This is a genomic window from Ruegeria sp. CDSA021 (assembly GCF_059612325.1).
This window is the reverse complement of record NZ_JBXWQJ010000001.1, coordinates 129,379-154,611: the sequence shown is the minus strand read 5'-3', so window position 1 is coordinate 154,611 and position 25,233 is coordinate 129,379. Positions and strand designations below refer to the sequence as shown.

Genomic DNA, 25,233 nt, shown 5'->3' with positions numbered 1-25,233 from the left:
ATGCTTGCCGTTACGGCGCAGGTCAATCAGAATCTGGCCGAAGGTGTGGACCTGACAGCCGCCATTGCCCGTAACACACGTCTCGCCGCTGAAGGTGCGGCGATGATGGGGAACATCGCAGCTAATCCCAACTTCTACGCCCCACGTGGAGAGGGGGCCGGTGCTGGTGATACTGGTTACCGCGCGTCCGATCTGGGTCTGCCCGGGGTCACCTTGCCGTCCAACCCGTCCAGCAGTACCCGTGGAGCCGGTGGTGGTACCCAGCGTGCCGAAGACCAGAAGAAAACACTGGAAGACCAGATCAAGAAAACCGTCGAAGCCATGCGGGAATTGGACAAGGCGAATGAAACGTGGATCGACAATGCGGAGCAGGGATTCATTGGCATTGCGGTGAACGGGATCGATCGGTTTGTTGACGCAATTGCCGAGGAGGATTTCGCGTTCAAGGAATTCGCCAAGAACTTCATGCGCGACATTGCAAAAATGATCTTGAGGCAACCGATGTTGAATATTTTGCGGGGCGCACTGGGTACGAGATTCAAAGCGCCCGGTGCTGGTCAGGGTGGAAACTTCTTTCCGTCCGCAGACGGCAACGTTTTCATGGGCGGATCGCCGATCAAGGCGTTCGCCAACGGTGGTATAGTAAACGGTCCGACCATGTTCCCTATTAGCGTTGGACGGGCGGGTCTGATGGGGGAGGCTGGACCTGAAGGTATCGTACCTTTGCACCGCAACAGCAGCGGTCAGCTTGGCGTGTCGGGTCCTTCCATCACTATCAACAACAACGCTGGTGCTGACGTCCCGGTCGTGCGTAGCGATGACGAAGTGATCGAAATCGCGGTCAACCGCGCAAAGCACGCCGCACGTATCGATTTCAGCCGCTCGATGCAGCCTGATCGGGTGAGTACAGCCGCAGTTTGAAGCAAGGATTTACTGCCAGACGGCGCATTACTTAAGTGATGCAGATATTCGCCCTGAACAGCATGACGTTCGCCCGCCACGACGACGGCAGGCTGTGGCGCTGCACGCGTGACGGTGAATGGACCGCCCCGCTGACCCGTCGGCACACATGGCACGTCACACGGGCCGTGCGTCGCGCTGAACACTGGGTAAGGCGCAACGGCACCCAAGACGACATTATGGCTCTGGACGAAGCGATGGGGGGATTCTGACGATGCTAGAATACAGCGTACGGTCTGAACTGTTGGACGCGCTGCAACCGTTCGATGAAGTGAACGTCAGTGTAGACGTCGACGTCGAGGAATGCCCGACTGATCCTGATCTGCTGGTGACAATTGTGATCGGCGGGATCCGGGTTTTGGATCAACATCGAGTTTCACTGGCCCTGCCGTCGAAAGCGATATTGGATTGTGTGATGCGTGAAGCGATGCCCGATTTGGTAAAGCTGCTGATTGCGACAAGAGCGCGGCCCATTGCTTACCAGTTCGATAACTCGACATCGCAGACTCCGTTCGTTTCGCTAGGCGTCCGACAATAACACAAAAGGCCAGCAGGCTTTTTATTCCTTCGCTAACGCGTCGGCCTGCGGTCCCAGCCCGCCCCTTTATTGTCAGTTCAGGGGCGGGCGATTTGCATCAGCTATGACCGACTGGTCCGCGTAGTTCAGGTTCAATCGGCAACTGGTGATCTGGTGGCTGTACGTCGTGTTTGTTCAGCCATTCGAAGATCGCGCCCCACTGATCCTGTAACGAAGGTGCGCTGCGATATTCCTGCAATTGTTCCAGCTTGCAGCGTAAATCAAAGGGAATCGTTCTGGGCCATTTTTTCATACAGAATGTTCTATTTTTGTTCTTTCGACTGTCAACGGTCGCGCGCAGAACGGTGAAAATGCCATTCTAGACACTGACGGGACACGCGGTCGTGTCCAGGTCGTCTAACTTATTGAAATGAATGGCGCACCTGAGAGGATTCGAACCTCTGGCCTCTGCCTTCGGAGGGCAGCGCTCTATCCAGCTGAGCTACAGGTGCCTTGAGGGTTAGCTAACCTTGTTCCGGTTTGGGTGCAACTGGAAATCGTGCCCGTTGCACCCAGTTTCAGACCAAAATCAGGCAAAAAGATCGTGCGCTAATTCAAGGGCATCGATCAAAATGTCGACCTCTTCCGTGGTGTTATAAAGACCAAAGCTGGCACGGCAGGTTGCGGTCACGCCCAGATGGTCCATCAGCGGCCCGGCGCAGTGATGACCAGCGCGGACAGCCACGCCTTTTTTGTCCAGGATGGTCGAAACATCATGTGCATGGCCAGCCCCGTCCAGTGTAAAGCTGAAGATGGCGGCCTTATCGGGACGCGTGCCTTGCACCTGCAACCAGTTCAATCCTGTCAGTCGCTGCATGGCATAGTTACGCAGGTTGGATTCGTGGGCTGCGATGTTCGCCATTCCCAAATCCATCATATAGTCGAGCGCCACACCCAGACCTATGGTCTGAACGATACCGGGCGTACCGGCTTCGAATTTCATTGGCGGATCGTTATAAATGACCTCATCCTTGCTGACCTCTTTGATCATGTCGCCGCCACCGATAAAGGGGCGCATCTCGGCCATGCGTTCGGATTTGATGAAAATCGCGCCAGACCCGGACGGGCCATACAGCTTGTGACCGGTGATTGCATAGAAATCACAGCCGATCTCTTCGACATTCACCGGCATATGGACCGCGCCTTGGCTGCCATCCACCAGAACTGGAACACCTTTGGCATGGGCACCCTCGGTGATGGCTTTGACATCCACGACCGTGCCCAGCACATTCGAACACTGGGTCACAGCAACCAGCTTGGTTTTTGGACCAATCGCATCAATTACGGCCTGAGGATCCAGACCCCCGTCCGCGTCCACATCCACCCACTTCAGAACAACGCCCTGCCGTTCCCGCAAGAAATGCCAGGGTACGATATTGGCGTGATGCTCCATGACGCTCAGAACGATCTCGTCCCCGGCCTCAAGTCGCGGCATCGCCCAGCCGTAAGCGACAAGGTTGATCCCCTCGGTCGTGCCCGAGTTCAGGACGATCTCATCCTCATTCGAAACCCCAAGAAAACGGGCAATGGTGCCGCGCACGGATTCGTATTTCTCGGTGGCCAGATTGGACAGGTAATGCAGGCCGCGATGAACGTTCGAATATTCCTCGGCATAGGCGCGAGTAACGGCATCAATAACGACCTGAGGTTTCTGGGCCGAAGCGCCGTTGTCCAGATAGGTCAAAGGTTTACCATTGACCTGACGCGACAGAATCGGAAAGTCAGAGCGGATTTTCTGCACATCATACATAAGCGTATTTCCTAGACAGGTCCGGTTGGGGTGAACATGAGGACTATGGGCAAGGCGACAATCGCCGCCAGCAGGATTACGGCAAACGCCTTGCCGAGCGAGCCGAACTGATGCGCCTCGTTCAGGAAATGGAGCGTTATGTAAAGGCTCCACCCCAGGGTCGCCAGCAACAGCAGAAACGTCAAGGCGGGTATGGTCACGCTGGAGATGACCATGGCCAGCAATGCACCGCTTTGTAAAAAGCTCAGCCAGATCATAAGGGTCAACAGGCCCGAAAGCGTTGCATTCCCCCCAAGCACTCGCCCGACCAACAGAAAGGCGGCGACGCTCAGCAGCATTGCACCAGCTGAACGGATCAGAATGAAAGGGATGCCTTCCGCCTCGGGGTTCAACTGGGCGTCCGGTGTCGGGATGATCAGATCGGTGCTGAGTTGGATCAGGCAATTGAAGACCACCACCAGGAAAAAGCTCAGCCAGACGGCTTCCCGCCCCAGATCAAGGGTCAAAATCTGACGGGCCGCTTCGGCAGGCCGTCTGAGCGTCAGAACGACCAGGGGACCCAAAGGTGGAATATTCATTCAGCTGACCTTTGTACTTGTCTGAGACCGGATAACCAGAACCAGACAAAAACAGCAACCCAAAGGAAGCCCACAATCGACAAAGCAGGTCCGGGCCCGATGAATCCGGCCACCAAACCGTTCAGCAAGACCAACGGCGCCGACGAAAGTAAGGCCCAAAACAGGGCAAGCCTTGCCCCGTAGGCGGTGCCCTTGCCGCCAACCAGTCGCGCAGCCCAATGCGAGACCAAAGCCAGCGTGTAGAAAAACAAAGGCAAAATGAACACAGTACCCAGCAGCGCACCACCCAGCAGCATGTTCAGTTCAACGCCTTCCAGATGCGCCTGACGCGAGAGCCCAGGCATCTGCGCAATAAACGCGACGATGCAAAAGCCCATCACAAAGACCAGCGCCCGGTCTTCTCGTGGCCCCAAGTCCAGAAGCCGGCGCACAACACGCCCCGGCCCCCGGTATGTTGCCAAAATATCCGACGAAAGAGTCATTAACTGCGGCGGGCGAGCCACCCCTCCAGACGGCTGACAATCTCTTCAGCCAACGCGCTGTCTTCGATTTCGTCCACCGCTTCGGCCAGGAACGCAAGTGTTAGCATATTGGTCGCGTCCTTGGTCGGCACCCCGCGAGACCGCAAATAGAACAGTGCGGTTTCGTCAATCGCACCCGACGTCGAGCCATGCGAGCATGCCACATCATCGGCGTAGATCTCAAGCTCGGGCTTGGCGAGAAACTGGCTGTCACCGTCCAGAAGCAGCGATTGGCTGATCTGATAGCCGTCGGTTTTCTGAGCTCCTTCTTTCACAAGGATCTTGCCCTGAAACACGCCGGTCGCCCCGTTGCGCAGCACTTTCTTGAAAACCTGACGGCTTTCACAATTCACTGCGTCATGGGTGACGAACACAGTGTCGTCATGATGGAAGTCGCCATCACCGACACAGGCCCCGGCCACATGGGCCATCGCGTCATCGCCGGTCAGTTCCACGACCTGTTCATTGCGCGTCAGCATGCCATTTACGGTCAGGGTGAAGGATTTGTAGACCGACTCAGTCCCCAGGCGCGAGAACATATGGGTCGCGGCGCGACGCTCATGGTCCCTGCCCTGCGCACGGACATGATGCAGCGTGCCTTTGTCGGCAATGTCGATTTCCATGCACTTGTTGAAGCGTGACGCCGCCGGGCCGGTTTCCAGAATGGTTGCCTCGGCCCCGCATTCCACACGCACAACATGGTGCATGATCACGTCAGAGGTTGGCGAGGCGTGGCGATAGATCAGGTTAATCGGCTTGGACGGTTTGCCTGTCACGTGAATGGCAACACCATCCGAAGCAAAGGCCGTGTTCAGTGCCGCGAGCGGACGCTGCACCGGAGTTTGACCGCGGGCTTCAAGAACCCCATAAAGGTCCTTGGCCCAGTGAATATCCTTGCAGCAGATATCCTCGAGCCGGTCGATGCTTACACCTTCCAGTGACAAGTCGTCCGACTCCTCGGCGCTGAAAACACCGTCTACGAAAACGATACTCAACCGGTCGAGCGCATTGAACATCAGGGGTTCATCATCTGCAAAAACTGCAGCCGGGATAGCATCTGGCGAGACCAGCGAATCCGGTTGAGTGTACTTCCAGTATTCATCACGCCGGTTTGGCAGACCAGTTTCAAGCACACGTGCCAGCGCATCTTCGCGCGCGGCACGGGTGCAGCCTGCGTCGGGCATGGTCAACGTAGACAGCCGTGCCTCGGTTGCGGATTGTTTGGCTTCGGGCAAGGCCATCAGTTCACCTCGGCAAGAATGTCGGCATAACCATTGTTTTCAACCTCAAGCGCCAGATCCGGACCGCCGGTTTTGACGATGCGGCCATCGGCCATAATGTGCACCACATCCGGTTTGATGTGGTCCAGCAGGCGCTGATAGTGCGTGATCACCAGGAAACCACGGCCTTCGTCGCGCAGTGCGTTTACACCTTCGGCCACCAGCTTCATCGCATCCACGTCAAGACCCGAGTCGGTCTCGTCCATGATGCACATTTTGGGTTCCAACATGGCCATCTGCAGAATCTCGTTGCGCTTTTTCTCACCACCTGAGAAGCCGACATTGACCGGTCGCTTCAGCATGTCAGCGTCGATCTTCAGAGTTTTTGCCTTGGCGCGCACTTCTTTCAGAAAGTCGGCGGCTGACAGCTCTTCTTCGCCACGTGCCTTGCGCTGCGCGTTCACGGCGGTCCGCAGGAAGGTCATGTTGCCAACGCCCGGAATTTCGACCGGGTACTGGAATGCAAGGAAAACACCCGCCGCGGCGCGCTCTTCCGGTTCCATTTCCAACAGGTCTTCACCGTTCAACGTGGCCGACCCTTCGGTAACCTCATAGCCGTCGCGACCGGACAGAACATAGCTGAGCGTCGACTTGCCCGACCCGTTCGGACCCATGATTGCATGCACTTTGCCGGCTTCAACCGTCAGGTCCACACCTTTGAGAATTTGCTTTTCTTCTTCTTCAAGCTGCACGTGCAGGTTTTTGATTTCCAGCATGTTTTGTCCTTTTGCGTATCGCAAGGGGCGTCACGGCCCCATCAATTTCCTAACCCAGAATTCTGCGGATCAGCCGCACGACAATCCAACCAAGGATCGCCCCTCCGCCCACTGCCCAAACCGGGTTGATGAACTCCATATGATTGACATTGACGAATGCGACGCCCAGCAACCCACCCAGAACAGGAAGGATGTATCCAACCCAAGTCAGCACATCATTCTTTTGGATGCGAGTGCGGCGTGCACGTGTCATCAGCCAACCGAACCTTCCAGCGAGATTGCCACCAGTTGCTGTGCTTCCATGGCAAATTCCATCGGCAGCGCTTGCAGCACGTCCTTGCAGAACCCGTTGACGACCAGTGCCACGGCTTCTTCTTCGTCCATGCCGCGCTGACGGCAGTAGAACAGTTGATCGTCATCCACCTTGGATGTCGTCGCCTCATGCTCAACGCGGGACGAGTTGTTCTTGACCTCGATATACGGAACCGTATGCGCACCGCATTTGTCGCCTATCAGCAGACTGTCACACTGGGTATAGTTCCTGCTGTCCTTGGCTTTCGGGTGCATCGAGACCAGACCGCGATAGGTGTTTTGGGCTTTGCCCGCGCTGATGCCTTTGGACACGATGCGCGATTTAGTGTTCTTGCCCAAGTGAACCATCTTCGTGCCGGTATCGGCCTGCTGATAGTTGTTGGTGATCGCAATCGAGTAGAACTCACCCTGGCTTTCGTTGCCACGCAGAATGCAGGACGGGTATTTCCAGGTCACGGCCGAGCCGGTTTCTACCTGCGTCCACATCACCTTGGACCGATCGCCTCGGCAATCGGCGCGTTTGGTCACGAAGTTATAGATGCCGCCCTTGCCGTTCTCATCCCCAGGGAACCAGTTCTGAACGGTCGAGTATTTTACTTCAGCGTCTTCCTCGACGATGATCTCGACCACCGCGGCGTGCAGCTGTGCGGTATCACGCTGAGGCGCCGTGCAGCCTTCCAGATAAGAGACGTAAGACCCCTTGTCGGCAATAATTAGGGTGCGTTCGAACTGACCTGTGTTTTCCGCGTTGATGCGGAAATAGGTGCTCAGCTCCATCGGGCAGCGGACGCCCGGTGGGATATAGACGAAGGATCCATCCGAAAACACAGCCGAGTTCAGAGTGGCATAATAATTGTCCGATACGGGAACAACAGTACCAAGATACTTCTTCACCAGTTCAGGATGCTCTTTGATCGCTTCCGAGATGGAACAGAAGATCACGCCTGCTTTCTTCAATTCGGCCTGAAAGGTCGTCCCCACAGAAACCGAGTCGAAAACCGCGTCTACAGCAACCTTGCGACCCTCGGCCGGAGCGTCTTCAGCGCCTTCGATGCCAGCCAAAATCATCTGTTCTTTCAGAGGGATACCAAGCTTTTCGTATGTGGCCAAAAGCTTGGGATCAACCTCATCCAGTGACTTGGGCTTTTCTTGCATCGATTTCGGACGCGCATAATAGTATTGGTTCTGGAAATCGATCTCAGGGTAGTCGACCATCGCCCATTTGGGCTCGTTCATCTTGGTCCAGCGCTCGTACGCAGCCAACCGCCATTCGGTCATCCATTCCGGCTCTTCGTTCTTTTCCGAGATCAGACGGACGATATCCGGGTTCACACCCTTCGGCGCGTACTCCATCTCAATGTCAGTATCCCAGCCGTACTTGTAGGTTCCGACCTCGCGTACCGCATCCACGGTTTCCTGATCGACACCATCTTTCACCTGGGTCTGGTCCAAAGCGGCCATAACTTACCCTCCGTCAGATCACGCGGCACGCGCGCGATGCTTTTTCTCTTTCTCAAGCCACGTTTCGGCGAAACGCAGCACATCTTCTTCCGTTGTCCGAGGGCCCAGCGACACGCGGATAGCGCTGCTGGCTGTCACCTCGTCATAGCCCATTGCGGTGAGAACCGCGCTGGCACGAACCTTGCCGCTGGAACAGGCAGAGCCCGCACTGATTGCGAATCCCGACAGGTCCATCTGCATGACCTGGGTTTCGCCCTTCCAACCAGGCGCAGCAAAACACAGGGTGTTCGGCAAGCGTTGCCGCCCTTTCCCGACAAAAATAGGTGATTTTACAGCGGCCTCAAGAGCGTTTTCTAGAATATTTCTAAATTCTTCGATCTGCTCCCAAACACCGTTGGCCAAGTCCCGCGCCGCAGCTTCAGCTGCGGCCCCGAAGCCCGCGATTCCAATGACATTTTCGGTACCAGATCGACGCCCCATTTCCTGGCCGCCGCCCTTGATCTGCGCTGGCAGATCAGTACCGCGCTTCATCACAACGGCACCAACGCCTTTCGGCCCGCCCAGTTTATGCGCGGACATCAGCGCCATCTGCGCATACATCCAGTTAAACGCAATCGGCAACTTTCCAAATCCCTGAGTGGCATCCGTCACCGCCAAGCCAGGTGGCAGTGTTTGAACGATTCCTGTCTCGGAATTCGCCAATTGAAGGGTCGATTCGCCGGGCACCGAAATCAGAACCTCTCCGGTCGCGGAAACTGGAAGACCCTCGTTGATCCAAGCTCTTACCGCATCATGTTCGACTGCCGCGCCGTGCAGGTTACGCCCGGCCAATGTCAGCGCCGCGCCTTCGGTCGACCCAGATGTGAAAATGATATCAGCCCCATCTGCACCAAAAGCCGTTGCAACCTGAGCCCGCGCGCGTTCAACAAGTGCCTTAGCAGCACGGCCTTCGGCGTGAACAGAAGACGGATTTCCGCAGATATCCATCGCCGCAATCATCGCCTCTCGTGCTTCGGGGCGCAGCGGTGTTGTTGCATTATGATCCAAATAAACACAATTCATGGATGCATCTTTTTGCCAACAGATTTCATGCGCTTGCATCGCCTCATTGGATTAATCGTCTACTACCGAGAACAGGTTAGGCACTGCGGGGCATGGGGCGAGGTCGTTCTTGATCACATCGGACAGGCGCGTCTGATGCAAGAACACATATACATGCGCGCTGAGGCTTTCCCAAAGACGATTGGTCAGCGATTGCGCCCGGCTGCCCGAGGATGCACCCGAAGCACCGGCCCCTTTTTGCAAGGCATCCACCGTTTCATCCACGGCTGCCAGAATCTCGACTACACGGATTTCAGACGCAGGGCGCGCTAGGCGGTATCCACCACCCGGCCCGCGTACCGAAGAAACCAACTCAGCCCTGCGCAGTTTGACAAAAAGCTGTTCCAGATAAGGCAGCGACACGTCCTGGCGTTCAGAGATCTCGCCAAGGGTCACAAGACGGTCAGTTGGTTGCAACGCGATATCTGCCAAGGCAACCATCGCATATCGGCCTTTGGTCGACAGCTTCATATTTAGCCCCTTCTTTGCAGGATTTGCGCGAAATCATTGACGCCGACGCTGCCAGTGCGTATCTCCGACTGACAGCGCAAATAGCGCCAAGCAATGTAATTAGAACCGTTCTAAGGTGTCCGACGATTATCGTCAAGTATATCCGGGCACCCGCACGAAAAAGACAGGACCAAAGCACACATGCCCGAGGTGATTTTTCCCGGACCCGAAGGCCGCCTGGAAGGCCGCTACCACCCGCAAAAGGAAAAAGACGCACCGATCGCAATCGTGCTTCACCCACATCCTCAATTTGGCGGGACCATGAACAACAAGGTGGTCTACAACCTGCACTATGCCTTCTACAACATGGGCTTCACCGTGTTGCGCTTTAACTTCCGCGGCGTGGGTCGCAGTCAGGGCGAGTATGACCAAGGCGTAGGTGAACTGAGCGATGCGGCCTCGGCGCTGGATTATCTGCAATCCATGAACAACAACTCGAAACACTGCTGGGTTGCAGGGTTTTCGTTTGGGGCTTGGATCGGAATGCAGTTGCTGATGCGCCGCCCAGAAATCACCGGCTTCATCAGCGTGTCGCCGCCAGCCAACATGTATGACTTTTCGTTCCTGGCCCCCTGCCCGTCTTCGGGCCTGATCATCAACGGATCAGCTGACCGCGTGGCCCCTCCGGCAGACACCACCTCGTTAGTGAACAAGCTGCATGAGCAAAAGGGCATCACGATCACTCATACCGAGGTTGAGGGCGCGGATCACTTCTTCCAAGATCGCCACATGGACACGCTCATCACCGATGTCAGTGACTATGTGAAGCGCCGCCTGACCGAGACCACCCGCTGATGTCTGACACCATCATATCTCTTGCGGCCAAACTGGCCGAAGACACGATGAAGGTTATGGATGAAACCGGGGAAGACCGTTTTTTCGTTGAGGTCGGCGAAGTTCTTGGGGCCGCGTCACAATCGCTGGAAGAGGCGTTCTTGACCGAGATACGTGTGCGGCTGGCCGAACGCAAAGCCAGACAGTTTGTAATCAAGCGCCTGACCGCGCATCGCTCAAAACAAAAAGCGATAGAAAAACAATGACGGATCGCTTGTCGGCGCAAATTGCGTTTTTGAAACGGGCCGACATGCTGAAAATGGTTGAGCGGGCAAATGTTCTGCTCGATCAATCCCGGCCCGAGAATTCTGCCGAACACAGCTGGCATCTTGCATTGTGGGCTTTGGTTATGGCCCCCTTGGCCGAGCCAGATGTATCAATTGACCGCGTCATCCGTATGTTGCTGCTGCATGATCTCGTCGAGATCGTTGTTGGCGACCATCCGATCCACTTGGAAACCGACTGGGATCATCTGGCTGATGCGGAACAGGCTGCCGCGTCAGAGCTGTTCGGCTTGCTGCCAAAGGATCAGGCACAAACGTTCCTAACTTTGTGGCAGGAGTTCGAGGCGGATCGGACGCCAGATGCGCGGTTTGCCAAGATCCTGGATCGGTGTCAGCCGCTGTTTCAGGTTCTGTGCGCTTCTGATCCTCACCCGGACCACGTGAAAATTGCGCGCGCCAATCTGGACGGTGGTCGCGCCGCCTATCTCGCGCAGGTCTTCCCGCTGGCCTACCACCATGCCACCAACCTACTGACCGGATCTGAAACGCAAGACAACGCGTTCACAACGCGGCTTGAGTTTCTGACTGAAGCGGACCAGTTAAAATCGATCTTGCGCGCGTCGCGTCTGATGGCGGGTGATCGGTTCGAAAACTCTGCCGAGCATTCGTGGCATGTAATGCTGTACGCTTGGGTTTTGGCCGAACACGCGCATTCTGAGATTCGGATAGATCGCGTGCTTCAGATGCTCTTGTTGCATGATGTCGTTGAAATCGATGCCGGAGATCACCCAATTCACGGGCAAGTGGATCATGCCGCCCAAGAGGCCAAGGAACAAGCCGCGGCACAGCGGTTGTTTGGTTTGTTGCCGGATGCACAGAGAAGTTTTTTCAAAGACTTATGGCAAGAGTTTGAAGCCGCAGAAAGTGCGGATGCCCAGTTTGCAAAAGCTGTGGACCGGTTTCAGACACCGATTGCAAATCTGGAAACCGGCGGCGGTTCTTGGGTGGACTACAATGTCACCTATTCCCAGCTCGAAGCGCGCGTGCGTCCTGCCATAACAGGTGGGGCACCGGCACTTTGGAATTGGCTTCAGCCCCAACTTGTGACGCATTTCCAGAGTTGCGACGTTACACCGTTGGACGCTTAACGAAAAAAGGAGCCTAAAGGCTCCTTTTTCCTTCTTGGTTCTGAGTGGCGTTAAAAAACACGACTACCATCAAACTGTTGAACCACAATGGCTGCTTCATTTTTGACGGACCCCCCGTCAGCAAGCCACCCATTTGCCACTATCAGACCAGAAACAAAAACGATCGATTTCGCGAATTTCCTCATCGAACAATACTCTTTAACAATTCATAAAATATGAGGTATATCTTACACTTATTCTAAGTCGGGAATAGTAAGGTATACCTGACCCAACGGAAGTTAAGATGTGAGACTGTTCTTGCCTTTTTCGCGAATTCTGTGTTCAAGGCGATGACAACACAAAACTCCCGAAAGACCATAATGCCTCAAGCTTACCTGTTTCTGTTGCTGGCCGTTTTGGCGGAAACCATCGGCACAACCGCCCTGCAGGCCAGCCAGCAATTCACCCGGTTTTGGCCGTCCGTTCTTGTTGTTTTGGGCTATGGTGTTGCATTTTATTTGCTGGCACTGACCCTAAAATCCATGCCTGTGGGCATCGTCTATGCAATCTGGTCCGGGCTGGGCATCTTTTTTATCGCCCTCATCGGCTTCCTGGTTTTCGGGCAAAAACTGGATTGGCCTGCGTTGCTTGGACTGACCATGATTCTGGCTGGAATTCTGATCATTCACCTGTTTTCGAAGACTGCCGGCCACTGATCCTCGGTTAGGGCTGGTATATTTTGTCGCGCCGCGTTATGCGCGCGGCAACTTCCCGTTCAAAGGCTGACCTCTCATGGACCTGCGCAATATCGCAATCATCGCTCACGTGGACCACGGCAAAACGACCCTGGTGGATGAGCTGCTCAAACAATCCGGTGCGTTCCGGGAAAACCAGGCCGTGGCGGAACGCGCCATGGACAGCAACGATCTGGAACGCGAACGCGGTATCACGATTCTGGCCAAGGCGACGTCTGTCGAGTGGAAAGATACGCGTATCAACATCGTCGACACGCCAGGCCACGCCGATTTCGGCGGTGAAGTCGAACGAATCCTCAGCATGGTCGATGGTGTTGTCTTGCTGGTTGACGCTGCCGAAGGCCCAATGCCGCAGACAAAGTTTGTAACCTCCAAGGCGCTTGCGTTGGGTCTGCGCCCGATCGTTGTTCTGAACAAGGTCGACAAGCCCGATGCCGAGCCTGACCGCGCCCTGGACGAATGTTTCGACCTGTTCGCCAACCTAGGCGCTGATGACGACCAGCTCGATTTCCCGGCGATGTACGCGTCGGGCCGCTCTGGCTGGGCTGACATGGAACTTGACGGCCCTCGTAAGGACCTGAGCGCTCTGTTCGATCTGATCGTCGATCACGTCCCTGCTCCCAAGCAAATTGATCAAAAAAGCGAACCGTTCCGGATGCTGGCCACCACACTTGGCAGCGACCCGTTCATCGGCCGCATCCTGACTGGTCGCGTAGAAAGCGGAACACTGAAAGCGGGCGACAGCCTGAAGGCGCTTAGCCGGGATGGCACGCTGATCGAAAACTTCCGGGCCTCGAAAATCCTGGCCTTCCGCGGCTTGGGGCAGCAGCCCATCGACGTCGCCGAAGCTGGTGACATCGTGACCATCGCAGGCATGAGCAAGGCCACCGTGGCGGATTCGCTGGTCGCCCCACAAGTGGAAGAGGCACTGCCCGCGCAGCCCATCGACCCGCCGACCATCACCGTGACCTTTGGCATCAACGACTCACCGCTTGCTGGCCGCGATGGCAAAAAGGTTCAGTCGCGCGTCATCCGTGACCGCCTGATGAAAGAAGCCGAGTCGAACGTTGCAATCCGCATCACCGACACTCCGGGCGGCGAAGCCTTTGAAGTCGCTGGACGCGGAGAATTGCAGATGGGCGTTCTAATCGAGAACATGCGCCGTGAGGGTTTCGAGCTCAGCATCTCGCGCCCGCAGGTTCTGTTCCGTGAGGAAAACGGTCAGCGGCTGGAGCCGATCGAGGAAGTCACAATCGACGTGGATGATGAATATTCAGGCTCGGTCATCGAAAAGATCACGGGTGCCCGCAAGGGTGAGCTTGCCGAAATGCGCCCTGCCGGTACCGGCAAGACGCGCATCATCGCACATGTCCCGTCGCGCGGGCTGATTGGCTATCACGGCGAATTCCTGACCGACACACGTGGAACCGGTGTTCTGAACCGTGTGTTCCACGACTGGGCCCCGCACAAAGGTCAAATCCCGGGCCGTCGCGCAGGCGTTCTTATCTCGATGGAGAACGGTCAGGCCGTGGCCTATGCGCTTTGGAACCTGGAAGAGCGTGGCCGCATGTTTGTAAGCCCTCAGACAGATGTCTATCAGGGCATGGTGATCGGAGAGCATTCTCGCGACAATGATCTGGAAGTGAATCCGCTCAAAGGCAAGAAACTGACCAACGTCCGCGCCAGCGGTTCGGACGATGCAGTACGCCTGACGCCCCACATTCAATTCTCTTTGGAAGAGGCGATTGCCTATATCGATGACGACGAGTTGGTCGAGGTGACGCCAAATGCAGTGCGACTGCGCAAACGCTTTCTGGACCCGCACGAACGCAAGCGGATGGCGAAATCGGCCTGATCAACCTGCGCCTGAATCTGTTTCAATTGGAAACAATGGCGTAACTGTGGCATATTTGCTTCCAACTGATCAAAAAACGCAAAATCGAAAGCCGGGCATTACGCCCGGCTTTTTATTGTAATTACTATAATTTCTTCTTTAAATTGCATTAATCTCCAATAGCTCTCTCAATCCACATCTTGCGATTGCGACAAAGGCAAGGTGTAAATATGCCGGAAGTGTGACGATGTTCACTCACACCAGCGTCCATTCGGTGCATAGAGATGAACATACAAGGTACCGAGTTCCGAGGAGTTAAAGATGGTTGTTCCTTCCCTTAAGTTACCAGTTTTTTTGGCCGCAACAGTATTTGTCGTCGCGCCCATGACCGAAGCCCTTGCAAGCGGAGCGTGTACAGTAAAAACCGCTCGCCAGTCTGCTGGGTCTCCTGGGGTCCTGTGCGAATGCGATAGTGTTACATCCGGCATGTTGCGTTATATCCAGCGTCGCGCTGATTTTGACCAGATCGTTGCGCGGCTGGGGGCTGAGTGTTCTCCGCTGGCCGACTTGCTGACTGACCTTCCGACGGCTTCGACCGGAGCGACGGACTCCCGGTCGGGTGATGGGCCGTCCCAAGAAGGTGACAACGGCGGCACCCCCGGAGGCCCAAACAATCCCGGCGGAAACAGCGCCCCTGATGGAAATGATTCTCCTCGGGGCGGTGATCCCGACCAGAGCGAGCCTGAACGTGAAGAGCCCGATCGAGGCGAGCCTGAACGTGAAGAGCCCGATCAAGAAGAGCCTGATCAAGAAGAACCAGATCGCGAAGAGCCCGATCAGGAGGAGCCCGATCAGGAAGAGCCTGAACGCGAAGAGCCTGAAGAACTGCGCTGACAGTTGGCAGCGACATAAGTGTACGTGTTGCGTTTACTGGCGGTCTATTTGAGACAACGGATCCGAGAACCTTCAGGCCGAGTATGAAGTTGCGATGAAGACTTGGATGCCAAATCCAGCAATGAAAAAAGTGGGCGCAGTCAAAACTGTGCCCACCTAGCTTTCAAAGCGACCGGTTTTCAGCTGCTTCCGTAGACACCAACCCAACGACCGGGTTTTTTAGGGTCCTGCATGCGAAGGAATAAATACCGGGTCTTGGACCAAGGTTTGATGCGGTTGGTCAGGTTGTCCAAGACCAAGTCGCCCTGCGCCGAACGATAGATCAAAACCGCATGAGCAGTCCGGCGATTATCCAGAACCGTAGCAATAAAGAGCTTGCTTGGATCCACTCCGGCGTGGATGAGGTCTCTTTTCTTCAACAACGCAAAGTCTTCACAATCCCCACCTCTGGCCGTTGGGAGCGCCCAAAGCTCGCGCGTCTTGTACTGCGACTGATCGGTCACGTCGCGCGTTGAGACATTCACCCGCCGGTTAATCTCTTTCACTAACTGCATTTCGGATTGAATGGTCAGTGTCGAAGATCGTGCCGCAGTACACGCCCAACTATATTGGCGGCACAGGTTTCTTGCCCCGGTTGGCGGTGGTGAGGATGTTACGGTGGGAATAAATCGACCTTCAGAGGCATGCGCTTTAGTCGCGACAAAGTTTGTTGCCATGACTGCCGCTGCCATGCCAAACGCGCAGACCGAAGCTGACAAAACTCCGGTAACTCGGTAGCCGACCGTTTTGACCAATGACATCATGCCCATTCCCCGATCCAGTATCATCCAATTGATTGCCGATACTGCAGACCCACATTCCGCTTCTTGAATCTATTCGCGAAAGGGCCTCAGTCGCAATCATTTCGAACGTGCCGAGGAAAAAGGGCGAAAATTCGTTCTGTAATTTGACAATTTCGGGCGAGAATTAGGACGACTCTGCCACATTTCCAGGCAGCACCTTTGAAAAAGAAACTTTAGAATCTCATGGCAAGCTTTTGTTAAAGAACCTAAAATACGAAGACCCGCAGATCGCGGGCCATTCTTAGTGTGTGGTAAGGGCGTATAAGCTGAAAATCGCTGAAACCAGCCCAAAGGCGGTCTGTTCGATAACTATTCAGTGATCTCAACCACAAGCAGCTCTCTCTCGCTAGCATTGCGGGCATGATTCAGCGCCTGTTGGTAATCATCCGAGTTGTAACACTCGACCGCTGCCTCAAGCGAGGGGAATCGGGCGACCACGTTGCGTGGCCGCTCTTTGCCTTCCAACTGAACATAGCGTGCAGCACGCGCGATGAACTCACCACCGTGCTTAGCTATGGCTGGTCCTGCCAGCTCGGCATATTTTCCATATGCATCGGCGTCCGTTACAGTGACATGTGCAATCCAAAGTGCAGCCATCTTATCCTCCCAATACCTGTTCTGCGGCCTTGATCGCAGCATCCGCATTCGATGCGTCCTTGCCGCCACCCTGGGCCATATCAGGTCGGCCACCGCCGCCCTTGCCGCCCAATTCAACCACGGCCGCTTTGACCAGATCCACCGCCGAAACGGTTCCCGTCAGGTCCTCGGTAACACCAGCTGCAACCGCAGCCTTGCCGCCTGTATCTGCAATAAGAAGAACAGCACCTGATCCAAGACGTGCCTTGTGTTCATCGATCAGCGCTGGAAGATCCTTGCCTGACACACCGTTGAGGGCTTGCGCCAGGAATTTAACGCCATTGATATCACGCGCCTCGGCCCCACCGCCCTGCCCGGCCCCGCCGGCCATGGCCAGATCGCGGCGCAGCTGAGCCACTTCGTTCTGCAATGACTTGCGCTCATCCAACAGGCTCTTAACCCGGGCGACCACGTCATCCGGTTGTGCCTTCAGTTCCAGCGCCACCTGAGCAAGCCGGTGATCTTGAGCCGAGAGGTAACGGTTGGCCTCATCCCCGGTCAGCGCTTCGATCCGGCGCACACCGGCACTGCTGGCGCTGTCCCCCAGCAAGACAAACGTACCGATGTCCCCGGTCTGGCGCACATGAGTTCCCCCGCACAGTTCGATTGACCAGGTTTCACCATCCTGACCCTTACCCGTAGGGGCTTTGCCCATCGAGACAACACGGACCTCATCGCCGTACTTCTCACCAAACAACGCCTGTGCCCCCAGTTCCCGCGCATCATCCGGTGTCATGATCCGGGTTTCGACGGTTGAGTTCTGGCGGATGAAGCTGTTCACTTCGCGCTCGACCTGCTGGATTTCATCATGGCTCAATGCTTTGGAATGGCTGAAGTCGAAACGCAGACGATCCGCTGCATTCAGCGAGCCACGCTGCGCCACGTGATCCCCCAGAGCTTCTCGCAGCGCTTCGTGCAGCAGGTGCGTGGCCGAGTGGTTGGCGCGAATGGCCGACCGGCGGGCATGATCCACCTCAAGCTCGACCGCGTCCCCCTTGGACAGCGTGCCGATTTCGACCGACACTTTATGCGCATAGACTTTGCCGTCGGCAAACTTCCTGGTATCCTCTACCCGGCTGAAGTCATCGCGATCGTCGACACGGCGCAATTCACCGGTATCACCGATCTGACCACCGGCCTCGCCATAAAATGGGGTCTGGTTGACGACCACCCAACCGCTTTCCCCGGCGTTGATAGTGTCCACCAAAGCACCGTCTACAATCAAAGCAGCAACCTGAGCTTCAGCCTTCTCAGTCTTATAGCCCAGGAAATCCGTCGCACCTGCCGAATCCAACACATCAAACCACACAGCTTGATCCGCAGCTTCGCCAGAACCGGCCCATGCCGCCCGCGCCTTGGCCTTTTGTTCGGCCATTGCGGAATCAAACCCTTCGGTATCAACGGCACGACCCTTTTCGCGCAGCGCATCCTGAGTCAGGTCCAGTGGGAAACCATATGTATCATAGAGTTTGAAGGCCGCGGCACCCGGTAAAGGCGCGCCCTCGGAAAGTCCCGCAACCTCGTCATCCAGCAGTTTCAAACCGCGATCCAACGTTTGCTTGAACTTGGTTTCTTCAAGCAACAAGGTCTCTTCAATCAGGGGCTGGGCTTGCGTCAGTTCCGAGTAATGCCCTCCCATCAGCTGTACCAGAGTTGGCACAAGACGGTGCATAACGGGATCCTTGGCACCCAACAGGTGCGCATGGCGCATGGCGCGGCGCATGATCCGGCGCAGAACATAACCGCGCCCATCATTGCTGGGCATGACCCCATCCGCAATCAGGAACGATGTCGACCGCAGGTGGTCTGCAATGACGCGATGATGCACGTTCTGATCACCAAAAGGATCCACACTGGTCGCATCCGCAGACGCTTCGATCAGGGTTTTAAACAGGTCGGTGTCATAATTGTCATGGCTGCCCTGCAGCAACGCTCCGATCCGTTCCAGCCCCATACCAGTGTCAATGGACTGCATATCCAGCTCGACCATCGAGCCGTCTTCGAACTGCTCGTTCTGCATGAAGACGACGTTCCAGATTTCGATGAACCGGTCACCGTCTTCTTCAGCAGACCCCGGAGGGCCGCCCCAGATGTGATCGCCATGGTCATAGAAAATCTCAGTACACGGGCCACAAGGACCGGTCGGACCCATCTGCCAAAAATTATCGTTGGTGGCGATACGGATGATCCGATCTTCCGGCACGCCGACTTTTTTCCAGATTTCAAACGCCTCGTCATCGGTGTGATAGACCGTGGCCAACAGGCGGCTTTTGTCGATGCCGAATTCCTTGGTAATCAGGTTCCAGGCGAACGGGATTGCCTCGGACTTGAAGTAATCACCGAACGAGAAATTGCCCAACATCTCGAAAAACGTGTGGTGGCGTGCGGTATAGCCCACATTGTCCAGGTCATTGTGTTTTCCGCCTGCACGCACACATTTCTGCGCTGTTGTGGCGCGTGTGTAGTCGCGGGTCTCCAAGCCGGTGAACAGGTTCTTGAACTGGACCATGCCCGAGTTCACGAACATCAGCGTCGGGTCGTTGCGCGGGACCAGCGGGCTGGATGCCACAACCTCATGCCCCTGTTTTTCAAAGTAGTTCAGAAAAGTCGATCGGATATCGTTCAGGGTTGGCATAGGGCTCTCTCGGCGCGCAAAAGTCTTGGTCTCCGCTGGTTTATCCCCCTGTCCGAGCAGTGTCCACAGTGGAGGCGCCCCGGAACGAAACAAGGCGGCCCGATGGACCGCCCCTTTCATAGTCTTTTCAATTTACAACCGGAAACCGAAGAGCTTCCGAAGCTCTCGTCAGCGGCTGTTAGGCTTCGAGGATGTCATCATCCTCAGCGGCACCCTGAGGCATGTCAAATTCTAGCCCATGAGCGGCGCGAATCTTGTCTTCGATGTCCAGCGCAATACGGCTATTGTCACGCAGGTATTGTTTAGCGTTCTCACGCCCCTGCCCGATCCGTTCATCGCCATAGCTGAACCATGAGCCTGACTTTTCAACCACGCCTGCTTTGACACCCAGATCCAGCAACTCACCCATTTTCGAAATGCCTTCGCCATACATGATGTCGAATTCGACCTGCTTGAAGGGCGGTGCCACCTTGTTCTTCACAACCTTGACGCGGGTCTGGTTGCCGACAACCTCGTCCCGGTCCTTGATCGCACCGATGCGGCGGATGTCCAGACGAACCGAGCTGTAGAATTTCAGTGCGTTACCACCAGTAGTGGTTTCGGGGCTGCCAAACATGACGCCGATCTTCATCCGGATCTGGTTGATAAAGATGACCATACAGTTCGAGCGGCTGATTGAACCCGTTAGTTTCCGCATCGCCTGGCTCATCAGGCGGGCCTGAACGCCAACACTGCTGTCGCCCATATCGCCTTCAAGCTCGGATTTCGGCGTCAACGCCGCAACCGAGTCGACGACGACCATATTCACTGCACCTGAACGAACCAAAGTATCAGTAATCTCAAGCGCCTGTTCACCGGTGTCAGGCTGCGAAATCAGCAGTTCGTCCAGATCGACACCCAACTTACGGGCATATTGTGGGTCCAGCGCGTGTTCCGCATCCACAAATGCACAGACACCGCCGCGCTTTTGCTGCTCTGCAATGCAATGCAGCGTCAGCGTCGTTTTACCCGAGCTTTCAGGGCCATAAATCTCGACAATTCGCCCCATTGGCAGACCACCAATTCCCAGCGCAATATCCAGCCCCAGCGAACCGGTCGAGCTTGCCTCGATGTCCTGCGTGGCACCTTCGCCCAGCTTCATGATCGAGCCTTTTCCGAACTGCCGTTCGATCTGGGCCAGCGCACTGTCGAGCGCCTTTTGCTTGTCTGCGTTTTTCTTGTCGCTCATTGTCAGAAGATCCGCCATTGTCCTGTCGCCTTCCCTTTTGTCACACCCTTGAACGGGCGGCAATCGCTGCTTTGTTCGCCTCTTGTTCCTTATGGGACCAAAAAGAGAACATTTCAACTAAAACTTACAAGACTCACTCTTCTGCAATTGTGTTAAAGAGTCGTTTACGACAATCTGCCAAAAGGATCAGGTCGAAGCGGAACGCGATATATGCTTGTTTTTTATGAAGAACGCCTGGCTTTTCTTGCGGTTCCCAAAACCGGCAGCACGGCGTATCACACAGCGTTGCGCGACCGGGCCGATCTTGTCGTGACCCATCCGCCCGAATTGAAACATGCCACCGTGCGCCGATATGATCGGTTTTTTCAGAATATTTTTCAAAAAGTCTGCCACACCGAAATGGAAATCATAGCCATCGTGCGTGAACCGATAGACTGGCTGGGCAGTTGGTATCGTTTTCGCGGCCGCGACGATTTGCAGGGTCATCCCCGTTCCACTCGCGACATGAGTTTTGATGGGTTTGTTCAAGCCTACATGCAGTCGCCGCGCCCCGACTTTGCCGATGTCGGCAGCCAGAGCAAGTTTTTTCAAATTCGCAGCAAGAGCACCGGGACGATCCATACTTTTAAATACGATCATCAGGACAAGATCCTGGATTTCCTGCAAACCCGTCTGAACACGCAGATCGCGTTACAGCAGGAAAACGTATCCCCCCTTAAAGATCTTAGCCTATCGCCAGAGACCGAGGTGCAGTTCCGGGAGACTCACGCGGCGGAATTTGCGCTCTATGATGCGGCCCTCTGAGCCCGTCAATTCAGCTGTTGGAACACTGCTTCTGTCAATTGATTAAGCGAAAAGGGTTTCGGCAGGAAGGTGGAGTTGGCGATATCCGGCCCCGAATCTCCGAACGCCCCTTCGGTGTACCCAGACACAAAGACCACGCGGGCACCCGGGCGTGTTTTTTGCGCTTCGCGCACCCAGGTCGGACCGTCCATGCCCGGCATCACCACGTCAGTGACAAAGACATCGACATTCAACGCTGGATCCTCAAGCAGTTTCAGCGCCTCTTCCGCCGAGTCTGCTTCAAGCACGGTATACCCCTTCAAGCGCAAGGCGCGCGTCGCAAAGGCGCGGACCGGAGCTTCGTCTTCGACCAAAAGCACCACCCCTTCCCCTTGCCGCGCGTTATGCGTTTCAGGTTGCTTTGGCGTATCGACCTCAACCTCGGCTGCGGTCACGCAAACGGGCAAAAAGACGGTGAATTCAGTGCCGCGCCCCACAACGCTGTCTACAAAGATGAAGCCGCCCGTTTGCTTCACGATGCCATAAACCGTGGACAGCCCGAGCCCGGTGCCCTCACCCGTGCGCTTGGTTGTATAAAACGGTTCAAACACTTTCTGCAGCTTGTCCGCTGGGATGCCCGTTCCACTGTCGACAACCCGGACTGTCACATATTCACCCGGTTGCACAGTTGCCCGATCGCGGCTGAACGGTTGCGATAGATTCACAACCCCGGTTTCAATGCGGATCTCGCCGCCGTCCGCCATCGCGTCGCGGGCATTGACGACCAGGTTCATCAGCACCTGCTCCAATTGGCGCTTGTCGGCGCGCACCGGTTTCAATACCGGATCGTGGCTCAGCGTCAGTTGAACTTTCTCACCGACCAGCCGGTTCAACAGGTGAATCAGGTCCGAGATCGTATCTCGCAGATCCAGCACCTCGGGTCTTAGGGTCTGCTTGAGGGAAAACGCCAAAAGCTGGCTGACAAGTGCGGCCGCGCGATTTGCGTTCTGATTGATCTGAACGAGATCGCCGTAATCCGGGTCATTTTGATCATGCCGCAGCAAGAGCAAATCGCAGTGACCCGAGATTGCCGTGAGCAGTTTGTTGAAATCATGCGCCACACCCCCGGCCAATTGGCCCACAGCCTGCATCTTTTGACCCTGAACGAACTGACCCTCCAGCGTTTTCAGTTCGGTGGCGTCATTCAATACAGCAATCAGCCCCGCTTTGCCGTCTGAAACGACTTTGCTTAACGTGACCTGAACAAAGACCTCTTTTTCGTCTCGGATCAGCTGCAGAAACTCCGTGCGTTGGACGTCCTCTTCAGACGCTGTGCGCGCCAACCAGTCTGGAATAGGTATGCGCAGTCCCCGCATGACTTGGTCGATATTGGTGCCTTTCAGCGTATCCTTCCCAAGCAGTTTCGCGGCCAATCTGTTGGTGTCGAGGATCGTACCATCTGTCGACAGGTTCAGAATTGGAACCGGAAGATCTGCAAAAGATGTCCCGGCCTCTGACACGGCGGGTTTCGGCAGCGGGACCAACCCCAGACATCGTTTGGTCCCGGTTTGCGACAGGTCTGCCACTGCGACTGACACCACCCCATCACGAGATCGGACAGTGTTTACGGACCCGTTCACGGGAACTTCCCCACAGAAGATGTCCGGAATATTGTTGGGTGCGTTGCCGAACATGCGCGTGGCGGCCAAATTTGCGTGTTGGATTTCACCCCTTTGCCCAATTGTCAGTACTGGTATGCTCAGCTCTGCATTGACAGCTGCCTCTCCTTCCTGAAAGCGCCAGTAAAATACATCAGCGCTTAGCCGAAACGCGGTCACGGACAATGTATTTCCGCCGTTCGGAAACTCTTCAAACGCACGCCCGTTTGATTGAACTTGAGATTGCAACCTCAACAAAACCGCCTGAGGGTTCGAAAACGTGGATCGCAAACACAAGGTCAGCGGAACACCTTGTACTGCCCCGAACCTTTTCTTGGCCCGCGCGTTGGCGGTCAGAACTTCCCCGAATGTGTTGGCGACCACAAACGGAGCATCTTGGTGTTCCGCAAAAGCACTCATGACCGCCACATTGTTTTGTGCGGTGGCATTGGCCATATGTACCTTGATCGCGACGCAGATCGCCACAACAAGCAGGGATATGCCTGCAACTGTCAGACCCGCGTTCCAGTCCGACGACAGAATGCCCGTCATCGGTGTCAAAATGATCAGAAACGCAAGACACAAAAGTGAACCGATGCGTGTGGCTGATGGCAGGTTGGCTAGGGAAGGATCTCGAACAAATACGGCAGTGTCAGACATAAAATAGGCTCAGACGAAAAGGTGGCAGCAGTAGAGGCTAAATAGGTTAACGCACGCTTAACGGATTTCGACAAGCGCCAATCTACCCTGGGTTGCTTTCGCCAATGTCTTAAGATGTCAGGTGTGACGTGAAAAACCCGTCCGACTTTCCAGTAACCGGCCATGATTTCCGGAAGGTTTCAGTCCAACCCGAATGCTGAGCCAAAAATCGCGTGACAACTGCGCTGTTTTCATCGTCGAGAACCGAACAAGTCGCATAGGCCAATACGCCTCCCGCACGAACAAAAGGCGCGATTTCCTTAAGAATACCGGATTGAATGCGCGTGAGTTCTGTCAGACGTTCCTCGGTCAACGCCCATTTTCCAGCAGGCGCTCGCCGCCATGATCCGCTGCCCGAACAAGGCGCATCCGCCAAAACCACATCAAAAGGTGCTAAACCCGCAAGATCTGAACTGTTCAGAACAGTTATTCTGGCCCCTGCCCGTTCCGCTCGGATCGGAATGTCTTTCATGCGCCCCTGATTTACGTCATGCGCAAAGACATTGATGCTCTTATTCGCTGCAAGCGCAAGTGCCTTGCCACCACCGCCTGCGCAATAATCCAGGACACGCATTCCCGGCTTTAGCTCCAGCGCTGAGACGACAGCCTGACTCGCGGCATCCTGAAGTTCGACCAGCCCCTCGGCATAGGCCCGGCTTTGTGCGATGCGTCGCGCGCCTTCCGTGACCTCTAGCGCCGTGTGGCACACAGAGGTTGGACGGGCGATAATCCCCTCGGCTTTCAACGCCTCAGATGCCTTAGCGACATCCGATTTCAAAAGATTGACTCGCAGGTGAACGGCTGCCCGACCCTGCAATGCCTGTGCGCATGGCACCGCTTCGCCGCCCAGAGACTGGGTAAAACGCGGCCACAGCCATTCCGGGATGTCGAACCTTTCCGCTTCGGTTTCAAAACCCAGCGCTGCCTCTGCATCCTGCACCGGCAATGGCGCATGGCCGTCGCCGGTGAACAAACCGGCCGGATCCGCGTCAGAGGCACGGATCGCTCCGATCATCAATCCGCGACCGCTATTGCTTCCACCAAGCGCCGCATATGACCGTCTGCATCGCAACGCATCGAAAACATGGTCCCGTACGGCCGCGCGATCTTTGGAGCCTGCAAACCGGCTGCGCCGCGCCCAACCGGTCAACGCCTTTTCCACCGGAGCTCCGGTCAAAATCTCATCCAGAATTTCTATAGATGCCTGAACGCGGGCGGCGGGTGTCATTGCAAATGTACCTTGTAACGAAACAGCCCGTTTGCCGTTTCAAACGTAAACGACGCCCGTATTCGAGCGCCGTATATGGTTCTCGAGTTC

At 55.7% G+C, this 25,233-nt stretch carries 26 protein-coding genes and 1 tRNA gene; 10 read left to right on the top strand and 17 right to left on the bottom strand.

Translation table 11 applies throughout. From position 1 onward, the window contains the following. Genes AC2FLD_RS00725 through AC2FLD_RS00715 form a run of 3 tightly spaced genes read left to right on the top strand, consistent with a single transcriptional unit; the run spans nt 1 to nt 1,498 of the window. Entirely contained in the window at nt 1–921 is a 921-nt protein-coding gene (locus tag AC2FLD_RS00725) for a hypothetical protein (RefSeq protein WP_496669955.1), read from the top strand. Between the two features lie 38 nt (nt 922–959). Continuing rightward, nucleotides 960–1,172, top strand: a complete 213-nt coding sequence (locus tag AC2FLD_RS00720; protein WP_496669957.1) for a hypothetical protein — start codon at nt 960–962, stop codon at nt 1,170–1,172. Nucleotides 1,173–1,174: 2 nt separating this feature from the next. Further along, on the top strand, nt 1,175–1,498 hold the full coding sequence (locus AC2FLD_RS00715; RefSeq protein ID WP_496669958.1) for a hypothetical protein: 324 nt from the start codon (nt 1,175–1,177) through the stop codon (nt 1,496–1,498). A gap of 97 nt (nt 1,499–1,595) precedes the next feature. Here AC2FLD_RS00715 and AC2FLD_RS00710 read toward each other — a convergent pair whose 3' ends face one another. The 11 genes from AC2FLD_RS00710 to iscR form a co-directional block, all read right to left on the bottom strand. Then, nucleotides 1,596–1,790: a hypothetical protein gene (locus AC2FLD_RS00710; RefSeq protein ID WP_496669959.1), complete on the bottom strand. Its 195-nt coding sequence runs from the start codon at nt 1,788–1,790 to the stop codon at nt 1,596–1,598. A 122-nt stretch (nt 1,791–1,912) separates the two neighbouring features. Continuing rightward, a tRNA-Arg gene (locus AC2FLD_RS00705) sits at nt 1,913–1,989 on the bottom strand. A 77-nt stretch (nt 1,990–2,066) separates the two neighbouring features. Beyond that, entirely contained in the window at nt 2,067–3,287 is a 1,221-nt protein-coding gene (locus AC2FLD_RS00700; protein ID WP_496669960.1) for a cysteine desulfurase, read from the bottom strand. 11 nt (nt 3,288–3,298) lie between these two features. Then, nucleotides 3,299–3,865 carry a YIP1 family protein gene (locus AC2FLD_RS00695; protein ID WP_050602502.1) on the bottom strand — a complete coding sequence of 189 codons (567 nt, stop codon included), beginning with the start codon at nt 3,863–3,865 and terminating at the stop codon, nt 3,299–3,301. Then, nucleotides 3,862–4,347 (bottom strand): YIP1 family protein, encoded by a 486-nt coding sequence (locus AC2FLD_RS00690; RefSeq protein ID WP_496669961.1) that lies wholly within the window; start codon nt 4,345–4,347, stop codon nt 3,862–3,864. The genes AC2FLD_RS00695 and AC2FLD_RS00690 overlap by 4 nt, the downstream gene beginning before the upstream one ends. Beyond that, nucleotides 4,347–5,627, bottom strand: a complete 1,281-nt coding sequence (locus AC2FLD_RS00685; protein WP_496669962.1) for a SufB/SufD family protein — start codon at nt 5,625–5,627, stop codon at nt 4,347–4,349. Before AC2FLD_RS00685 ends, AC2FLD_RS00690 begins: the two co-directional genes overlap by 1 nt. Beyond that, on the bottom strand, nt 5,627–6,382 hold the full coding sequence (sufC, locus tag AC2FLD_RS00680; RefSeq protein ID WP_050602505.1) for a Fe-S cluster assembly ATPase SufC: 756 nt from the start codon (nt 6,380–6,382) through the stop codon (nt 5,627–5,629). Before sufC ends, AC2FLD_RS00685 begins: the two co-directional genes overlap by 1 nt. Nucleotides 6,383–6,431: 49 nt before the next feature. Next, entirely contained in the window at nt 6,432–6,635 is a 204-nt protein-coding gene (locus AC2FLD_RS00675) for a hypothetical protein (RefSeq protein ID WP_496669963.1), read from the bottom strand. Then, nucleotides 6,635–8,155 (bottom strand): Fe-S cluster assembly protein SufB, encoded by a 1,521-nt coding sequence (gene sufB, locus AC2FLD_RS00670; RefSeq protein ID WP_496669964.1) that lies wholly within the window; start codon nt 8,153–8,155, stop codon nt 6,635–6,637. Before sufB ends, AC2FLD_RS00675 begins: the two co-directional genes overlap by 1 nt. An 18-nt stretch (nt 8,156–8,173) precedes the next feature. Continuing rightward, on the bottom strand, nt 8,174–9,217 hold the full coding sequence (locus AC2FLD_RS00665) for a cysteine desulfurase family protein (RefSeq protein ID WP_496669966.1): 1,044 nt from the start codon (nt 9,215–9,217) through the stop codon (nt 8,174–8,176). A gap of 51 nt (nt 9,218–9,268) precedes the next feature. Next, on the bottom strand, nt 9,269–9,727 hold the full coding sequence (gene iscR, locus AC2FLD_RS00660) for a Fe-S cluster assembly transcriptional regulator IscR (RefSeq protein WP_496669967.1): 459 nt from the start codon (nt 9,725–9,727) through the stop codon (nt 9,269–9,271). Nucleotides 9,728–9,907: 180 nt separating this feature from the next. On the opposite strand from iscR, the gene AC2FLD_RS00655 reads away from it, so the two are divergent. From AC2FLD_RS00655 to AC2FLD_RS00630, 6 genes are all read left to right on the top strand, one after another. Continuing rightward, the gene (locus tag AC2FLD_RS00655) at nt 9,908–10,561 is read left to right on the top strand and encodes an alpha/beta hydrolase (protein WP_050602510.1); all 654 of its coding nucleotides are present in this window, start codon (nt 9,908–9,910) and stop codon (nt 10,559–10,561) included. Then, nucleotides 10,561–10,806 carry a hypothetical protein gene (locus tag AC2FLD_RS00650; protein ID WP_050602511.1) on the top strand — a complete coding sequence of 82 codons (246 nt, stop codon included), beginning with the start codon at nt 10,561–10,563 and terminating at the stop codon, nt 10,804–10,806. The genes AC2FLD_RS00655 and AC2FLD_RS00650 overlap by 1 nt, the downstream gene beginning before the upstream one ends. Then, nucleotides 10,803–11,972: an HD domain-containing protein gene (locus AC2FLD_RS00645; protein ID WP_496669968.1), complete on the top strand. Its 1,170-nt coding sequence runs from the start codon at nt 10,803–10,805 to the stop codon at nt 11,970–11,972. The genes AC2FLD_RS00650 and AC2FLD_RS00645 overlap by 4 nt, the downstream gene beginning before the upstream one ends. A gap of 359 nt (nt 11,973–12,331) precedes the next feature. Further along, nucleotides 12,332–12,667: a DMT family transporter gene (locus AC2FLD_RS00640; protein ID WP_496669969.1), complete on the top strand. Its 336-nt coding sequence runs from the start codon at nt 12,332–12,334 to the stop codon at nt 12,665–12,667. A 76-nt stretch (nt 12,668–12,743) separates the two neighbouring features. Then, on the top strand, nt 12,744–14,561 hold the full coding sequence (typA, locus tag AC2FLD_RS00635; protein WP_496669970.1) for a translational GTPase TypA: 1,818 nt from the start codon (nt 12,744–12,746) through the stop codon (nt 14,559–14,561). 300 nt (nt 14,562–14,861) lie between these two features. Beyond that, nucleotides 14,862–15,434, top strand: a complete 573-nt coding sequence (locus AC2FLD_RS00630) for a hypothetical protein (RefSeq protein ID WP_496669971.1) — start codon at nt 14,862–14,864, stop codon at nt 15,432–15,434. Between the two features lie 179 nt (nt 15,435–15,613). Here the strand turns inward: AC2FLD_RS00630 and AC2FLD_RS00625 are convergent, their stop codons facing one another. From AC2FLD_RS00625 to recA, 4 genes are all read right to left on the bottom strand, one after another. Then, on the bottom strand, nt 15,614–16,237 hold the full coding sequence (locus tag AC2FLD_RS00625) for a transglutaminase-like cysteine peptidase (protein ID WP_496669972.1): 624 nt from the start codon (nt 16,235–16,237) through the stop codon (nt 15,614–15,616). Nucleotides 16,238–16,585: 348 nt separating this feature from the next. Then, nucleotides 16,586–16,873, bottom strand: a complete 288-nt coding sequence (locus tag AC2FLD_RS00620) for a DUF1330 domain-containing protein (RefSeq protein ID WP_496669974.1) — start codon at nt 16,871–16,873, stop codon at nt 16,586–16,588. 1 nt (nt 16,874) lies between these two features. Next, nucleotides 16,875–19,547 carry an alanine--tRNA ligase gene (alaS, locus tag AC2FLD_RS00615; RefSeq protein ID WP_496669975.1) on the bottom strand — a complete coding sequence of 891 codons (2,673 nt, stop codon included), beginning with the start codon at nt 19,545–19,547 and terminating at the stop codon, nt 16,875–16,877. 178 nt (nt 19,548–19,725) lie between these two features. After that, nucleotides 19,726–20,793: a recombinase RecA gene (gene recA / locus AC2FLD_RS00610; RefSeq protein WP_496669976.1), complete on the bottom strand. Its 1,068-nt coding sequence runs from the start codon at nt 20,791–20,793 to the stop codon at nt 19,726–19,728. A gap of 192 nt (nt 20,794–20,985) precedes the next feature. Here recA and AC2FLD_RS00605 point away from each other — a divergent pair, with 192 nt between their 5' ends. Next, nucleotides 20,986–21,579, top strand: a complete 594-nt coding sequence (locus AC2FLD_RS00605) for a sulfotransferase family 2 domain-containing protein (protein ID WP_496669977.1) — start codon at nt 20,986–20,988, stop codon at nt 21,577–21,579. A 5-nt stretch (nt 21,580–21,584) separates the two neighbouring features. On the opposite strand, the gene AC2FLD_RS00600 is transcribed toward AC2FLD_RS00605, so the two are convergent. Together AC2FLD_RS00600 and AC2FLD_RS00595 are read right to left on the bottom strand one after the other, a co-directional pair. After that, a complete protein-coding gene (locus AC2FLD_RS00600) occupies nt 21,585–23,876 on the bottom strand; it encodes an ATP-binding protein (protein ID WP_496669978.1) in 2,292 nt (763 codons plus the stop codon). A 109-nt stretch (nt 23,877–23,985) separates the two neighbouring features. Further along, on the bottom strand, nt 23,986–25,143 hold the full coding sequence (locus AC2FLD_RS00595) for an RsmB/NOP family class I SAM-dependent RNA methyltransferase (protein ID WP_496669979.1): 1,158 nt from the start codon (nt 25,141–25,143) through the stop codon (nt 23,986–23,988). Between the last annotated feature and the right edge of the window lie 90 nt (nt 25,144–25,233).

Bases quoted from the DNA above. Each gene is read 5' to 3' on its own strand.
- sufC (WP_050602505.1), bottom strand. From the start codon at position 6,382: ATGCTGGAAATCAAAAACCTGCACGTGCAGCTTGAAGAAGAAGAAAAG.
- AC2FLD_RS00665 (WP_496669966.1), bottom strand. From the start codon at position 9,217: ATGAATTGTGTTTATTTGGATCATAATGCAACAACACCGCTGCGCCCC.
- AC2FLD_RS00600 (WP_496669978.1), bottom strand. From the start codon at position 23,876: ATGTCTGACACTGCCGTATTTGTTCGAGATCCTTCCCTAGCCAACCTG.
- AC2FLD_RS00700 (WP_496669960.1), bottom strand. From the start codon at position 3,287: ATGTATGATGTGCAGAAAATCCGCTCTGACTTTCCGATTCTGTCGCGT.
- AC2FLD_RS00640 (WP_496669969.1), top strand. From the start codon at position 12,332: ATGCCTCAAGCTTACCTGTTTCTGTTGCTGGCCGTTTTGGCGGAAACC.
- AC2FLD_RS00725 (WP_496669955.1), top strand. From the start codon at position 1: ATGCTTGCCGTTACGGCGCAGGTCAATCAGAATCTGGCCGAAGGTGTG.
- AC2FLD_RS00620 (WP_496669974.1), bottom strand. From the start codon at position 16,873: ATGGCTGCACTTTGGATTGCACATGTCACTGTAACGGACGCCGATGCA.
- sufB (WP_496669964.1), bottom strand. From the start codon at position 8,155: ATGGCCGCTTTGGACCAGACCCAGGTGAAAGATGGTGTCGATCAGGAA.
- AC2FLD_RS00650 (WP_050602511.1), top strand. From the start codon at position 10,561: ATGTCTGACACCATCATATCTCTTGCGGCCAAACTGGCCGAAGACACG.
- AC2FLD_RS00595 (WP_496669979.1), bottom strand. From the start codon at position 25,143: ATGACACCCGCCGCCCGCGTTCAGGCATCTATAGAAATTCTGGATGAG.
- AC2FLD_RS00625 (WP_496669972.1), bottom strand. From the start codon at position 16,237: ATGATGTCATTGGTCAAAACGGTCGGCTACCGAGTTACCGGAGTTTTG.
- AC2FLD_RS00630 (WP_496669971.1), top strand. From the start codon at position 14,862: ATGGTTGTTCCTTCCCTTAAGTTACCAGTTTTTTTGGCCGCAACAGTA.
- alaS (WP_496669975.1), bottom strand. From the start codon at position 19,547: ATGCCAACCCTGAACGATATCCGATCGACTTTTCTGAACTACTTTGAA.
- AC2FLD_RS00690 (WP_496669961.1), bottom strand. From the start codon at position 4,347: ATGACTCTTTCGTCGGATATTTTGGCAACATACCGGGGGCCGGGGCGT.
- recA (WP_496669976.1), bottom strand. From the start codon at position 20,793: ATGGCGGATCTTCTGACAATGAGCGACAAGAAAAACGCAGACAAGCAA.
- AC2FLD_RS00710 (WP_496669959.1), bottom strand. From the start codon at position 1,790: ATGAAAAAATGGCCCAGAACGATTCCCTTTGATTTACGCTGCAAGCTG.
- iscR (WP_496669967.1), bottom strand. From the start codon at position 9,727: ATGAAGCTGTCGACCAAAGGCCGATATGCGATGGTTGCCTTGGCAGAT.
- AC2FLD_RS00720 (WP_496669957.1), top strand. From the start codon at position 960: ATGCAGATATTCGCCCTGAACAGCATGACGTTCGCCCGCCACGACGAC.
- AC2FLD_RS00715 (WP_496669958.1), top strand. From the start codon at position 1,175: ATGCTAGAATACAGCGTACGGTCTGAACTGTTGGACGCGCTGCAACCG.
- AC2FLD_RS00685 (WP_496669962.1), bottom strand. From the start codon at position 5,627: ATGGCCTTGCCCGAAGCCAAACAATCCGCAACCGAGGCACGGCTGTCT.
- AC2FLD_RS00645 (WP_496669968.1), top strand. From the start codon at position 10,803: ATGACGGATCGCTTGTCGGCGCAAATTGCGTTTTTGAAACGGGCCGAC.
- AC2FLD_RS00605 (WP_496669977.1), top strand. From the start codon at position 20,986: ATGCTTGTTTTTTATGAAGAACGCCTGGCTTTTCTTGCGGTTCCCAAA.
- AC2FLD_RS00655 (WP_050602510.1), top strand. From the start codon at position 9,908: ATGCCCGAGGTGATTTTTCCCGGACCCGAAGGCCGCCTGGAAGGCCGC.
- typA (WP_496669970.1), top strand. From the start codon at position 12,744: ATGGACCTGCGCAATATCGCAATCATCGCTCACGTGGACCACGGCAAA.
- AC2FLD_RS00695 (WP_050602502.1), bottom strand. From the start codon at position 3,865: ATGAATATTCCACCTTTGGGTCCCCTGGTCGTTCTGACGCTCAGACGG.
- AC2FLD_RS00675 (WP_496669963.1), bottom strand. From the start codon at position 6,635: ATGACACGTGCACGCCGCACTCGCATCCAAAAGAATGATGTGCTGACT.